Source organism: Microbacterium sp. 1154, assembly GCF_031455375.1.
Classification (GTDB): domain Bacteria; phylum Actinomycetota; class Actinomycetes; order Actinomycetales; family Microbacteriaceae; genus Microbacterium.
On sequence record NZ_JAVDSN010000002.1, the window covers coordinates 288,299 to 301,309 of the forward strand.

The 13,011-nt window shown below is 68.9% G+C and carries 12 protein-coding genes; 9 read left to right on the forward strand and 3 right to left on the reverse strand.

Translation table 11 applies throughout. The features are described from left to right. Together J2X55_RS10640 and J2X55_RS10645 are read left to right on the forward strand one after the other, a co-directional pair. A complete protein-coding gene (locus J2X55_RS10640; RefSeq protein ID WP_309823331.1) occupies positions 1-921 on the forward strand; it encodes an SMP-30/gluconolactonase/LRE family protein in 921 nt (306 codons plus the stop codon). After that, positions 918-1,559 carry an SUMF1/EgtB/PvdO family nonheme iron enzyme gene (locus J2X55_RS10645; protein WP_309823333.1) on the forward strand — a complete coding sequence of 214 codons (642 nt, stop codon included), beginning with the start codon at positions 918-920 and terminating at the stop codon, positions 1,557-1,559. Before J2X55_RS10640 ends, J2X55_RS10645 begins: the two co-directional genes overlap by 4 nt. A 6-nt stretch (positions 1,560-1,565) precedes the next feature. Here J2X55_RS10645 and J2X55_RS10650 read toward each other — a convergent pair whose 3' ends face one another. Next, on the reverse strand, positions 1,566-1,997 hold the full coding sequence (locus J2X55_RS10650; protein ID WP_309823335.1) for a MarR family transcriptional regulator: 432 nt from the start codon (positions 1,995-1,997) through the stop codon (positions 1,566-1,568). A 111-nt stretch (positions 1,998-2,108) separates the two neighbouring features. Here J2X55_RS10650 and idi point away from each other — a divergent pair, with 111 nt between their 5' ends. Genes idi through J2X55_RS10685 form a run of 7 tightly spaced genes read left to right on the forward strand, consistent with a single transcriptional unit; the run spans position 2,109 to position 7,702 of the window. Then, positions 2,109-2,660: an isopentenyl-diphosphate Delta-isomerase gene (gene idi / locus J2X55_RS10655; protein WP_115917777.1), complete on the forward strand. Its 552-nt coding sequence runs from the start codon at positions 2,109-2,111 to the stop codon at positions 2,658-2,660. Beyond that, the gene (locus J2X55_RS10660; protein ID WP_309823337.1) at positions 2,657-3,724 is read left to right on the forward strand and encodes a polyprenyl synthetase family protein; all 1,068 of its coding nucleotides are present in this window, start codon (positions 2,657-2,659) and stop codon (positions 3,722-3,724) included. Before idi ends, J2X55_RS10660 begins: the two co-directional genes overlap by 4 nt. Continuing rightward, on the forward strand, positions 3,721-4,590 hold the full coding sequence (locus J2X55_RS10665) for a squalene/phytoene synthase family protein (protein ID WP_115917773.1): 870 nt from the start codon (positions 3,721-3,723) through the stop codon (positions 4,588-4,590). The genes J2X55_RS10660 and J2X55_RS10665 overlap by 4 nt, the downstream gene beginning before the upstream one ends. Further along, positions 4,587-6,143 (forward strand): phytoene desaturase family protein, encoded by a 1,557-nt coding sequence (crtI, locus tag J2X55_RS10670; RefSeq protein ID WP_309823339.1) that lies wholly within the window; start codon positions 4,587-4,589, stop codon positions 6,141-6,143. Before J2X55_RS10665 ends, crtI begins: the two co-directional genes overlap by 4 nt. Position 6,144: 1 nt before the next feature. Then, positions 6,145-6,501, forward strand: a complete 357-nt coding sequence (locus J2X55_RS10675) for a lycopene cyclase domain-containing protein (protein WP_309823340.1) — start codon at positions 6,145-6,147, stop codon at positions 6,499-6,501. Then, entirely contained in the window at positions 6,498-6,812 is a 315-nt protein-coding gene (locus tag J2X55_RS10680; RefSeq protein WP_309823341.1) for a lycopene cyclase domain-containing protein, read from the forward strand. The genes J2X55_RS10675 and J2X55_RS10680 overlap by 4 nt, the downstream gene beginning before the upstream one ends. Beyond that, positions 6,809-7,702 carry a prenyltransferase gene (locus J2X55_RS10685; protein WP_309823343.1) on the forward strand — a complete coding sequence of 298 codons (894 nt, stop codon included), beginning with the start codon at positions 6,809-6,811 and terminating at the stop codon, positions 7,700-7,702. Before J2X55_RS10680 ends, J2X55_RS10685 begins: the two co-directional genes overlap by 4 nt. A gap of 1,113 nt (positions 7,703-8,815) precedes the next feature. Here J2X55_RS10685 and J2X55_RS10690 read toward each other — a convergent pair. Continuing rightward, positions 8,816-11,761: a UPF0182 family protein gene (locus J2X55_RS10690; RefSeq protein WP_115917764.1), complete on the reverse strand. Its 2,946-nt coding sequence runs from the start codon at positions 11,759-11,761 to the stop codon at positions 8,816-8,818. A gap of 48 nt (positions 11,762-11,809) precedes the next feature. Then, positions 11,810-12,937 (reverse strand): S16 family serine protease, encoded by a 1,128-nt coding sequence (locus J2X55_RS10695; protein ID WP_115917762.1) that lies wholly within the window; start codon positions 12,935-12,937, stop codon positions 11,810-11,812. Between the last annotated feature and the right edge of the window lie 74 nt (positions 12,938-13,011).

Below are 13,011 nucleotides of genomic sequence, written 5' to 3' on the forward strand. Positions count from 1 at the left end.
ATGCCCCGCATTCCCCTCGACGGTCAGATCCTGCAGAGTCCTCGCTCGCCCGAGCCGGTCGATGTCGCGCCTCCCCGCGTGTGGAGCGAGCGCCTCACCGCGGTGCTGCCCCGCACGTCGCGCCTCCTCTCGCTCTACAGCGACGCCACGTGGGCCGAGGGCCCGGTGTGGTGGCCCGAGGAGCGCTCGCTGGTCTTCAGCGATGTGATCGGTCGTCGGACGCTCGCCTGGCGTGAGGACGGCAGCATCGTCACGGTGCGCGACCGATCCAACTTCGCCAACGGAAACGCGATGGATGCCGAGGGCCGCCTCGTGCAGGCCGAGCACGGGCGCCGTGGCGTCAGCCGCACCGACGAGAACGGCACCGAGCTGCTCGTCGACGCCTTCGAGGGCGAGCCGCTGAACTCGCCGAACGACCTGGTCGTGGCATCCGATGGCTGGATTTGGTTCACCGACCCCACGTACGGCATCTCGGATCCGCGCGAGGGGTACCCCGCCGACCCCGCACTTCCCCATCAGAGCGTGTACCGCTGGCGTGACGGCGACGGGATCGAGCGCATGATCGACCTCGACCAGCCCAACGGCCTGGCCTTCAGCCGCGACGAGAAGACGCTGTACGTCGCCGAGTCGAACGCCGAGCGCCTCCCCCGCATCGTCGCGTGCGACTGGGACGGCCAGACGCTCGGCGCCCCGCGCACCTTCGCGACGGTGGATGCCGGCATCCCGGACGGGTTCGTCGTCGACAGCCGCGACTGGCTCTGGATCTCGAGCGAGGCGGGTGTGGTCATCGTCGACGAGACGGGCGCACGCCTGGGCGTCATCCCCACCCCGCACGTCGTGAGCAACTGCACGTTCGATGCCGACGAGAAGCGCCTGTTCATCACGGGCGACAGCGACCTCTGGATGGTGGAACTCGCGTGACAGACGTCGAGATGGCGCGGATCCCCGCGGGCAGCGTGCTGCGCGGAGACCTGCGGGGTGCCGAGCGGCGCGAAATCGTCGTCGACGCCTTCGAGATCGGCGTGTACCCCATCACCGAGGAGCAGATGGCCGAGCTGCTCGGCATCCCGTCGCGCTATCCACGTCGACCCGCCACCCAGCTGAGCTGGCTGCGGGCGATCCGCCTGTGCAATGCCCTCAGCGAGTGGGAAGGCCTCGACCCGGTCTACTCGTTCGACGGCGAGGTCGTGACGGGACACCCCGACTCCGACGGCTTCCGGCTCCCCACCGAAGACGAGTGGGAGTACGCCTGCCGCGCGGGCTCAACCTCATCGGCCTACGGCCCCGTGCGCGAGGTGGCGTGGACGGCCGCGGACGGCCTGAACTTCCCCGCGGAAGTCGGAGGACGGATGCCGAACCTCCACGGACTCTTCGACACTCTCGGCAACGTGTGGGAGTGGTGCGCCGATCTGTACGACCCGGAGGGGGACGGCGACGCGCGGGTTTTCCGCGGCGGCGGGTGGTCGGACGCGCCGGCGCAGGTACGAGCGACGGCTCGGCGGGGCGGGCGTCAGCGCGACGCGTTCGACGACGTCGGGGTGCGGGTCGCGCGCAGCTAGAACCCGTCAGGCCTCGGTGGTGATCGACTCGGTCAGCTCGTCGAGGAACGCGACGATCGTGTCGAGCTCACCGTCGTCGAAGCGCCCCGCCACCTCGCGCATGGCACCCAGGTGCACGCCGAAGTGCTGGAAGAACTCTCGCCGCGACTTGTCCGTCAACACGACGACACGCGCCCGACCGTCGGAGGGGTGCGGCAGACGCTCGAGGTGACCCGACGCGACCAGGCGGTCGATGAGCTTCGTCGTCGACGCGGTCGAGATACGCAGATGAGTGGCCACGTCGTGCGGGCTAACCATCTGACCCCGGTATTCGCGGATGGTCAGCATGCGCAGCGTCGCGAGATCGCTGGCATTCATCTCCATCTCGCCTTTCATGCCGGAATGCATGCGGTCGAGGGCGTCGCTGAGCGTCTGAACAGCGCGTAATGTGTCGGTCACGGCAGGCCTCGTATCAGAGGCCGACACGGCTTTCGTCACGGTGGACACCCCCTTTCGGCGTCGGTATAGTCAAGCCTACATCGCTAGCTAAACTAGCAAACAGGAGGCACGATGAGCGAGACCGAATACGTCGTCCTCCTGGACGACTTCGGTAACGAGATCGGCACGGCGCCCAAGGCTACCGTGCACGACACCGACACCCCTCTGCACCTGGCGTTCTCATGCCACGTCGTCAATTCGGCCGGCGAGGTCCTCGTCACGCGCCGCGCCCTGCACAAGAAGACCTGGCCCGGCGTCTGGACCAACTCGTTCTGCGGTCACCCCGGCCCCGGCGAGCCCGCACTGTCGGCGGTCCACCGCCGCGCCGAGTTCGAGGTGGGCCTGGTCATCCGCGACCTCGAGCTGGCGCTGCCGACCTTTCGCTACCGCGCGGTCGATGCGAGCGGCATCGTCGAGCACGAGATCTGCCCCGTCTACACGGCCCGGGCCGACGTCGACCCTCGGCCCAACCCCGACGAGGTCGCCGAGTACCGCTGGGTCGACCCGCTCGAGCTCGCCGCTTCCCTCGAGTCCACCCCCTGGGCGTTCAGCCCCTGGCTCGTGCTGCAGGCACAGCAGCTCCACCTCTTCCAGACCCCTGAACCGGTGAGGCGCGCCTCATGATCAGTCTCGATTCCTCGCCCGTCGCCCGCCAGGGCATCGAACGCGAGATCGACGGCGCGCTCTCGCGCCTGCAGCGGCGCGCCACCAACCTCGGCGACGGCGCCCGGTACCTGGCATCCGCTATCCGTCGAGCGACCGAGGGCGGCAAGCGTTTCCGCCCGCTGCTCGTCGCCTCGGCCTTCCAGACGCTCGGCGGCGACGACGATCACCGCATCGGCGTCTACCAGGTCGCCGCGGCCTTCGAACTGCTGCACACCGCCTTCGTCATCCACGACGACGTCATCGATCACGACACCGAGCGCCGCGGCCTGCCCAACGTGGCCGGCGAGTTCCGCGATCGCGGAGCCCAGAAGGGGGCGGATGCCGAGGGTTCGGCGCTGCTCGGAGACGCCGCTGCCATCCTCGCCGGCGACCTGCTGCTGCACGAGGCCGGACGCATGATCGCGCTCGCGCAGCTCCCCGACCACATGCGCCACCCTCTTCTCGAGATGCTCGACGACGCCGTGCTGATCTCGGCCATGGGCGAGCTGTCGGACGTGGAGCACTCCGTCTCGGCGGGCGAGGTCGACGCCGAGGCGATCCTGCGCACCACGCGCGACAAGACCGCCGCGTACTCGTTCTCGGCCCCGCTGCAGGCCGGAGCCCTCATGGCCGGGGCGCCGACCCCGTCGATCTACGCGCTCGAGCGGTTCGGCCAGAAGCTGGGGCTGGCGTACCAGCTCGTCGACGATCTGATCGGCGCCTTCGGCTCGTCCGCGCTATCGGGCAAAGAAGAAGGCTGCGACCTGCGCGAAGCGAAGAAGACGCACCTCATCTCCCTCGCGCGCCAGTCGCCGTACTGGCCCGAGGTCAGCGAGGCCCTCGCCCAGGCTCACACCGGCCCGATCGCCGTGCGCGCCGCGCAAGACGCCCTCGCCCTGTCGGGCGCCCGCGCCGACCTCGAGTGCCTCATCTTCGACACCCTCGAAGACACGCTCGGCATCATCGAAGCCTCGACCCTGCCCGAGGCCTGCCGCGGCGTGCTCCGCGGTCTCGTGCGCGCCGTTCAGGAGCGCATTCCGTGAGTCATGCGCCCACGGGCCTCGAACTGTATTCGCAGACGGCAGATGACGCCGCGGCCGCGGTGATCCAGCGCTACTCGACGTCGTTCGGCATCGCCGCACGCTTGCTCGGACCCCGCCCCCGACCCCACGTGCGCAACATCTACGCCCTCGTGCGCGTGGCCGACGAGATCGTCGACGGCCCCGCCCACGACGCCGGGCTCAGCCCCGAGCGGGAGCGCGCGGTGCTCGACAACCTCGAGAACGAGGTTCGGGATGCCATCGCCACCGGCTTCAGCGCCAACCTCGTCGTGCACGCCTTCGCACGGACGGCGCGGGAGTGCGGCATCACCGACGAGCTGATCGCCCCGTTCTTCACGTCGATGCGCACCGACCTCGACACCGCGGAGCACGACGACCTCTCGCACGACGCGTACGTCTACGGCTCCGCCGAGGTCGTCGGGCTGATGTGCCTGCAGGTGTTCCTCAACGCCGGCATGTCGGCCCCCGCGCAGCCCGCCGCCGACCTGGTGGACGGCGCCCGACGCCTGGGCGCGGCCTTCCAAGACGTGAACTTCCTCCGCGACCTGGCCGACGACGCCACCCGCCTCGGCCGCGACTACCTCGACGGCGCGGCCGACGACGAACGACGCATCGCCGTGCTCGACCGGATCGACGCCGACCTCGCCGCCGCGGCATCCGTCATCCCCCACCTGCCGCCCGACTGCCGCGCCGCCGTCACGACCGCCCACGACCTGTTCGCCGAGCTGTCTCGCCGCCTTCGCTCCTCCCCCGCCGGCGCCCCGCGCGTCCGCGTCCCCGACGGTGTCAAAGCCACCCTCGCCGCCCGTGCCCTTCTGGGCCGTCCCCCGAAAGGTTCACGCTCATGAGCGCCCAGCGCATCGTCGTCGTCGGAGGCGGGATCGCCGGTCTCGGTACCGCGGCCCTGCTCGCCGACCGAGGACACGACGTCCACCTCTTCGAGGCGCGCGACGCCCTCGGTGGCCGCGCGGGCTCGTGGGAGAAGGACGGCTTCCGCTTTGACACCGGCCCCAGCTGGTACCTCATGCCCGAGGTGTTCGACCACTTCTTCCGTCTGCTCGGAACGAGCGCCGACGAACAGCTCGACCTCGTGCGCCTCGACCCGGCGTACCGCGTCTACGGTCCTCCCGGAAAGGGCGAGCCGATCGACATCGTCTCGGGACGCGAAGCCGTACGCGCCCTGTTCGAAGAGCACGAGCCCGGTTCGGGACCGAACCTCGAGGCGTACCTCGACTCGGCGAAGGACGCCTACGAGCTGTCGACGTCGAAGTTCCTGTACGACCCGTACTCGTCGACGAAGGGCCTGCGCGACCCCGCGCTCGTGAAGCGTCTGCCCACCCTCATCCCGCTGCTCACCCGCACGCTGTGGAAGCGCGTCACCACGGACTTCAAGAACACCCGGCTGCAGCAGATCCTCGCGTACCCCGCCGTGTTCCTCGGCGGGTCGCCCTTCGAGGTGCCGAGCCTGTACCACCTGATGAGCCACCTCGACCTGGGCGACGGCGTGCTGTACCCCAAGGGGGGCATGACCGAGATCATCGCGGTGATCGAGAAGCTCGCGCGCGAACGCGGCGTCACGATCGAGACGTCGACCCCCGTCGAGTCCATCATCACCCAGTCGGGCACGGCACGCGGTGTGCGTCTCGCCGACGGACGGGTCATCGCCGCGGATGCCGTGGTCTCGGGCGCCGACCTGCACCACACCGAGAACGACCTGCTCGAGGCGAAAGACCGCCAGTACCCCGAGAAGTGGTGGAAGGACAAGGTGCCGAGCCCCGGTGCCCTGCTGCTGCTGCTCGGGGTGAAGGGCGAGCTGCCGCAGCTCACCCACCACACGCTGCTGTTCACCGACGACTGGCACACGAACTTCGACGCCATCTTCGGCGAGAACAAGCGCATCCCCGACCCCGCGTCGATTTACATCTGCCGCCCCAGCGCCTCGGACGACTCCGTCGCACCCGAAGGGCACGAGAACCTGTTCGTCCTCGTCCCGGTGCCCGCCGACCCCGACAGCGGGCGCGGAGGCGTCTCGGGCGCCGGCGACGAGCGCATCGAGAAGGCCGCGGACCGCGTCATCGCCCAGATCGGCGAGTGGACCGGCATCCCGGATCTGGCCGAGCGGATCGTGGTGCGCAAGACGATCGCGCCCGAGGACTTCAAGGAAGACCTGCACGCGTGGCACGGCAACTCGCTGGGGCTCGCGCACACGCTCAACCAGAGCGCGATCTTCCGCCCCAAGAACCGCTCGCGCAAGGTCGACAACCTCTACTACGCGGGAACCTCGGTGCTGCCGGGCATTGGCCTGCCGATGTGCCTCATCTCGGCCGAACTCGTGGTCAAGCGCCTGACGGGCGACACCACGGCCGGCCCCCTGGCGGAACCCGCGCGCGCGGCGGTCTGACATGCCCGGGATCTACCTGGGCGCGATCCTCTTCTCGTTGGTCGGCATGATGCTCATCGACTGGAAGTGGTCGCTCGCGCTGCGGGTCGCCCCGTGGCGCACGGCATTGGCCGTGCTGGGAGGAACGCTGTTCTTCCTCGCGTGGGATCTCGTGGGCATCGTCACGGGCGTCTTCGTCAAGGGCGAGAGCCCGCTGTTCGTCGGAATCGTGCTCGCGCCGCACCTGCCGCTCGAGGAAGTGTTCTTCCTGCTGTTCCTGAGCTACCTGGCGGTGGTGATGTTCGCGGTGTTCGAGCGGCGTGCGGCGGCTCGGGCCCGGCGCTCCGACGCCCCGGCGGTCGACAGGCGGTCCGCGTGACGTACCCGCTCATCGTGCTGCCGTTCGTCGTGGTCACGATCATCGTGACCCTCGCGACGCTGCGGCGACCGCGGTTCCGGGAGCGCATGGCATCCTCCGGTCTCACCGCCCTCGTGCTGGTGGGCCTCACGCTCGTGTTCGACAACCTCATGATCGCCGTCGATCTGTTCTCGTATCCTCAGGAGCACCTCAGCGGCCTGAAACTCGGGCTCGCCCCCCTCGAGGACTTCGCCTACCCCCTGTGCGCCGCGTTCCTGCTGCCGGCGCTGTACACCCTCTTCGCTCCCCTGCCCACGAAGGACACCGCATGACCGCCCCCGCCGCCCTCACCCCCGGCCGCGTGCTGCGGGAGCTGTTCGTGTCGTCGCGACCGGTCAGCTGGATCAACACCGCGTTCCCCTTCGCCGCCGCCTACCTGCTGACCACCCGGACGCTCGATGCGCCGTTGATCATCGGCATCCTGTTCTTCCTCGTTCCCTACAACCTCGCCATGTACGGCGTGAACGACGTGTTCGACTACGAATCCGACCTCCGCAACCCCCGCAAGGGCGGAACGCACGGCGCGGTGCTCGACAAGCGGATGCACAAGATCACGCTGTGGGCCTCGGCACTGTCGTGCCTGCCGTTCGTCGTGTACCTCGTCATCATCGGGTCGCCCCTGTCGTGGCTCGTGCTGGCGATCAGCCTGTTCTTCGTCGTGTTCTACTCCGCGCCGCCGCTGCGGCTCAAGGAACGGCCCTTCGCCGACTCCATGACGAGCAGCATCCACTTCTTCTCACCCGCCGTGTATGGGCTCGTGCTCGCCGGAGCCGTATGGACGCCGCAACTCGTGTTCGTGCTAATGGCGTTCGCGCTGTGGGGCATCGCCTCGCACGCCTTCGGGGCCGTGCAAGACGTCGAAGCCGACCGCGCCGCCGACATCTCGTCGATCGCCACGGCCCGCGGGGCCCGCTGGACGGTGCGCTTCGCGCTCGTGGCGTACCTTTTGGCGGGGGTGGCCATGCTGTTCACGGCGTGGCCCGGGCCGCTGGCTGCCGTGCTCGTGGTGCCGTACCTCGTGGTCTGCTGGCCCTACCGCAACGTCACGGATGCCGACAGCGACCGCGCCACCGCCGGCTGGAACCGCTTCTTGTGGCTGAACCAGATCGCCGGTTTCGGGACGACGATGCTGTTGATCTGGTGGTGGTTCTTGACCGCGTGAGTGCGGGCGGGGGCGCCGGGGGGGGCGGGGGCGTGAGCGCGCGGGTCGCGTGAGCGCGCGGGTCGCGTAAGCGCGCGGCGCGCGTGAGCGCGCGGGTCGCGTGAGCGCGCGGGTCGCGTAAGCGCGCGGGGGCGCGCGGGTGGTGTGTTCCGCGCGGCGGGCGGGCGCCGGCATCCGGTGTTCCCTCGTTCAGTGTCCAAAACACCCGGACGAAATTTGAAACCGTCCGGGTGTTTTGGACACTCAACAGTGATCAGGCCGGGGGCACCGCGGGCACGGCGCGGGGACGTTGCAAGGATGACGCGGGGCCGGATGCCGGCACCCCGGCGTTGAGTGTCCATGACACGCCGGGGGCGGGGCGAGCCATGCGGCGTGTCATGGACACTCAACGGGGTGACGGCCGCGAGGCTCCCGGGCGGCGGTTTCGCGCGGCGGGCGGGCTATGGCATCCGGCGGCCCCCTCCCCCGTTGAGTGTCCAAAACACCCGGACAAAATTTCAAACCGTCCGGGTGTTTTGGACACTCGACAGCGATCACGCCGGGTGCACGGCGGCACGGTTGCGGGCGCCGCGCGCGACGAGAGACGCGCGACGCGGCGCCGGAAACCGGCACCCCGGCGTTGAGTGTCCAGAACACGCCGCGTGCGAGCCGGGGCATGCGGCGTGTTCTGGACGCTCAACGGGGCAACGTCCGCGCGACTCCCGCGCGGCGGGTCCGCGCGGCCGGCGGGCTACGTCCCCCGGTTGAGTGTCCAAAACACCTGGACGAAATCCGAAGCCGTCCGGGTGTCTTGGACACTCAACAGCAGTCACGTGAGGACGGCGCGGGACGCGGGACGCGGGACCGGATGCCGGCACCCCGGCCTTAAGTGTCCACGACACGCCACATGTGGGGCGAGGCATGCGGCGTGTTCTGGACACTCGACCGGGCGGCGGCCCCGGCGCGCCGAGAGCCTCGTCCCACGCATGGGCCGATGCCTGCGCACAGAACGACGCCCACGCAACTGCCGGAGCATGCGCGAAACGACGACGCCCACGCAACGCGCGAAGCCTGCCCGACACGACGACGCCCGCGCCCCGCGAAGATGCGGGACGCGGGCGTCGAGGGGTGGGATCAGCCCGCGGGCGTCTCGGAGGGTGCGGGGGTCGGCGAGGTGGTCGCCGTACCTCCCTGACCCTGGGACTCGAGGTCGAGCAGGCGCTGAACGGCCGCGGTGAGGCGGGCATCCTGCGTGGCGAACCCGGCGAGGTCTCCGCTGGTGAGGGCCGCCTGACGCGCGGTCAGGGCGTCTCGCGCCTCTTGCAAGGCCGCGGCGTAGTCGCCGGTCGGTGCCGGCGTGCCCGATGTTCCGCCCGTACCGTCGCCCTGATCGGTCGGGGTGACGGTCTCGTCACCGGTATTGGCTCCGGAGTCGCCACCGAACAGGGTGTCGAGCGCCTCGCTGAGGGTGTTCTCGAACGCGATCTTGTTGCCGAAGGCGACGAGCACGCGTCTCAGCTGAGGAAGCTTCGTGTCACCGGACGACTGCACGAAAACCGGCTGCACGTAGAGCAGACCGCCACCGACCGGGAGGGTCAGCAGGTTGCCGTTCAGCACCTGCGACTGCCCCTGTTTCAGGATGTTGATCTGCGACGACACGTTCGTATCGGAGTCGAAGGTGTTCTGCACCTGGCCGGGTCCGGGGACCGTCGTCGACGAGTCGATCACGAGCATTCGGAGCTTGCCGTAGTCCTCGCGTTTCGTGCCCTGTTGGTCACCCGCGTTCGAGTCGACGGCGAGATATCCGGTGAGCACGTTACGCGCTTGGCCGCCCTGGGATGCCGGGATGAAGCTCGTGAACATCGAGTACGACGGGTCGTCCTGGTTCGGCATCTTCATCGTCAGGTAGTACGGCGGCTGGAAGGTCGCCGGGTCCTGCGGGTCGTTCGGTGTCGTCCAGCGGTTGTCCTGCTGGAAGAACGAACGGGCATCGTCGACGTGGTACACGCCGAGCATCGAGCGCTGCACCTTCATGAGGTCGGTCGGGTAACGCACGTGGCTCATGAGGTCGGCCGACATGTCGGTCCACGGCTTGACGGTCGTGGGGTAAATGTTCTGCCACGCCTTGAGCAGCGGGTCCTGGTCGTCCCAGGCGTACAGGCTCACCGAGCCGTCGTAGGCGTCGACCGTGGCCTTGACGGAGTTGCGGATGTAGTTGATGTCATCCAGCGCGTAGGTCGGGGCCGGGTTGTTCGAATCGGCGATCGCCCGCGAGAGCGAGACACCCGACGAGTACGGGTAGTTCGCGCTCGTCGTGTAGCCGTCGATGACCCACTTGATGCGCCCGTCGACGACCGTGGGGTACGGGTCGCTGTCGAGCGTCAGGTACGGAGCAAGCTTCTGCACGCGCTGCTTGGGGTTGCGGTCGTACAGGATCTGCGAGTCGGAGTTGACGTAGTCCGAGAAGAGGATCTGCTCGGACTGGAACTTCAGCGCGTAGATGAGGCGGTTGAAGACGTTGCCGACGCTCGGTCCGCCGTTGCCGGCGAACGTCGTGCGGGTCTCGCTCCCGCCGTCGGCGCCGAGCGGGTAGTCGAGCTCGATGTTCTCGCCGCCCTCAGGGCCGCCGACGATGGAGTATGGCGGGGACTGCTCACCGAAGTAGACCCGCGGCTCGTAGTTGAGGTCGGTCAGGAAGCCGGTGCCGGGAATGGCCTGCTCGAGGAAGACCGGGTCGCCGTCGGCGGTGCGCTCGTTGCCGGCGGCCGCGACCATGCCGTAGCCGTGGGTGTAGACGAGTGTCGTGTTCTGCCACGAGGCCGCGTCGCCGAGCTGGCTGATGTTGAGCTCGCGCAGCGACACCACGGTGTCCTGCGTCTGACCGTTGATCGTGTAGCGGTCGACGTCGAGGGGGGTGTTGAACTGGTAGTAGGCGCGGTACTGCTCGAGCTGACGCACGGTCGGGCCGATGATCGCGGGGTCCATGATGCGCAACTGCGCCGTGGACTCGGCGTCGTTGCGCAGCTGGCCCGCCTGCGCGGTCGTCGTCGCCTGGAAGTTCTCTTTCTCGATGTTGTCGAGGCCGTAGGCGGCCTTCGTCCCGTCGAGGTTGCGCTGGTAGTACTGGCTCTCGAGGGCGAGCTCGTTCGGGCGCACCTGGAACGTGGTCACCGCCCACGGGATCGCCGCTCCCACGACGATCGCCGAGACGACGAGCAGCGCGGTACCGATCAACGGGTAGCGCCAGCGGCCGAGGAACGCCGTGACGAAGAACGCGAGGGCCACGATCACGGCCGCGATCGCGAGGATCGTCTGGCCGGGGATGACGGCGTTGGTGCCGACGTAGCCGGGGCCGGTAATGCGCTCGGACGGCTCGACGAGCGTGCGGAAGCGGTCGAGCCAGAGGCTCGCACCCTGCAGCAGCAGGTAGAGGCCGGCCAGGACCGCGAGCTGGATGCGCGCGGCCTTCGAGATGCGCAGCTCGCGCTGTCCGACCCGCACGGAGCCGTAGAGGTACGAGACCACACCGGTGAGCAGCAGGCACACCAGCACCACCGCGGACGCGAATCCGAGGGCCGCAGCGTAGAACGGCATCCCGAACAGGTAGAACCCGGTGTCGAGACCGAACTGGGGGTCGGTGGTCGAGGTGGAGACGCCGTTGAACCACAGCCACGTGGTCTCCCACTGCGCGGAGGCGGCGAAACCGGCGAAGAAGCCGAAGAAGATCGGGATGCCCCACATCGCGAGGCGACGCAGGGGCTCGACGACCTCTTGGTAGCGGTCGAGCTGCGAGCTCAGACGCGCGTACACCGGACGCAGGCGGTAAGCGAGCTGGATGACCCCCCACACCGGCAAGGCCATCGCGAGGAAGCCCACCACGAACATCACGCTGCGGCCGATCCACTGGGTGGTCAGCACGGTGGTGAAGCCCAGCTGGTCGAACCAGAGCCAGTCGGAGTACAGGTTCGCGAAGACGAAGAACGCCACGACGAGCGCTGCGATCACCGCCAGAGTGATCGAGATGATCCGTCGCGAGCGGTTAGGAGGCGTGGCCTGATTCGGCGCCGAGGTCGTGGTCACGCCTCCATCCTAGGCGCGCCCTCCCTGGGGTTCGCCGTGAAAGGACGATCACGAAGTACACGTCGGCAGGGCGTCGAGATCGCCCCCGTCGCGGATGGTCTCGAGCACGGTGAGCGACTGCTTCAGCGTGGAGGTCGAGAACACCCGGATGCCGTCGGGCACGTGGCCCACGACCTCGTTGCAGTTCGCCTCGGGGGCGAGGAACCAGGTGGCCCCGGCATCCCGAGCTCCGTACAGCTTCTGGCGGATACCGCCGATCGGGCCCACGTTGCCGTCGGCATCGATCGTGCCGGTGCCGGCGATGTGCTGACCGCCGGTGAGGTCGCCGGGCGACATCTTGTCGATGATTCCGAGCGCGAACATCATGCCCGCGCTGGGGCCGCCGACGTCGTTCAGCTGGATCTTCACGTCGACGGGGAGGTCGAACGTCATCATGAGCCCGACGCCCAGCAGGTACTGCGCCTGGCCGTCCACCTCGGTCTGACGAGGAATGATCTGAACGGTGGATGCCGTGCCGTCGCGCTCGTAACCGACGGTGACCGCCGCGCCCGCACTCTTCTGCACCGCGGCACGGACGTCGTCGATGGTCGAGACGGCGGCGCCGTCGACCGAGGTTATGACGTCGTTCTGCTGGAGCTTGTCCTTGGCCGCGCCCGCGTCGTCGATCGTGCCGACCGCGATGTCTTGAGGAACCTGGTAGCCGAGCTCGCGGAGGGCGGCCGCGCTCGCCTCGAGCTGCGAGTCGGTCATGAGGGCGGCGTTCTCGGTGTTGCGCTGCTCGGTGCTCTGCCCCGCGGGGAAGATGCGGTCGATCGGCACGACCGCGCGCGAGCGGTCGAACCAGGCGGAGGCGAGCTCGATCCACGAGGGGGTGTGCTCGCGGTTGCCGCTGACTTGCACGGTGAGCAGGTCGAGCTGTCCGGTGCTGGTGCTGTCTTTCTCGTCGCCCTCGGGGACCGAGATGAGCGGAACCTGCTGGCCGTCGGCGGAGGCGGCGGTGCCGAGGGTGTTGTACACGGGGCCCGGCTGCTGGATGACGTAGGCCGAGGGCAGGAACGTCATCACGAACAGCACGACGACCGCGATGGTGAGGGACCAGACACCCACGACGGTGCCGCGCCGCCACCGCTGACGCGGGGCGGGCACGACGGAGGCGTTCTCATCGAACAGGGTCACGGTCTCAATCCTTTGCCGGGTCGTTCGCGCGCGGCGTAAGTGGCGCGAGGCCGTGCCGACTGATGCGGGGAAGC

What these genes read in the sequence shown, in the direction of transcription:
- J2X55_RS10640 (WP_309823331.1), top strand. Translation starts at nt 1, where the DNA reads ATGCCCCGCATTCCCCTCGACGGTCAGATCCTGCAGAGTCCTCGCTCG.
- idi (WP_115917777.1), top strand. Translation starts at nt 2,109, where the DNA reads ATGAGCGAGACCGAATACGTCGTCCTCCTGGACGACTTCGGTAACGAG.
- J2X55_RS10660 (WP_309823337.1), top strand. Translation starts at nt 2,657, where the DNA reads ATGATCAGTCTCGATTCCTCGCCCGTCGCCCGCCAGGGCATCGAACGC.
- crtI (WP_309823339.1), top strand. Translation starts at nt 4,587, where the DNA reads ATGAGCGCCCAGCGCATCGTCGTCGTCGGAGGCGGGATCGCCGGTCTC.
- J2X55_RS10675 (WP_309823340.1), top strand. Translation starts at nt 6,145, where the DNA reads ATGCCCGGGATCTACCTGGGCGCGATCCTCTTCTCGTTGGTCGGCATG.
- J2X55_RS10685 (WP_309823343.1), top strand. Translation starts at nt 6,809, where the DNA reads ATGACCGCCCCCGCCGCCCTCACCCCCGGCCGCGTGCTGCGGGAGCTG.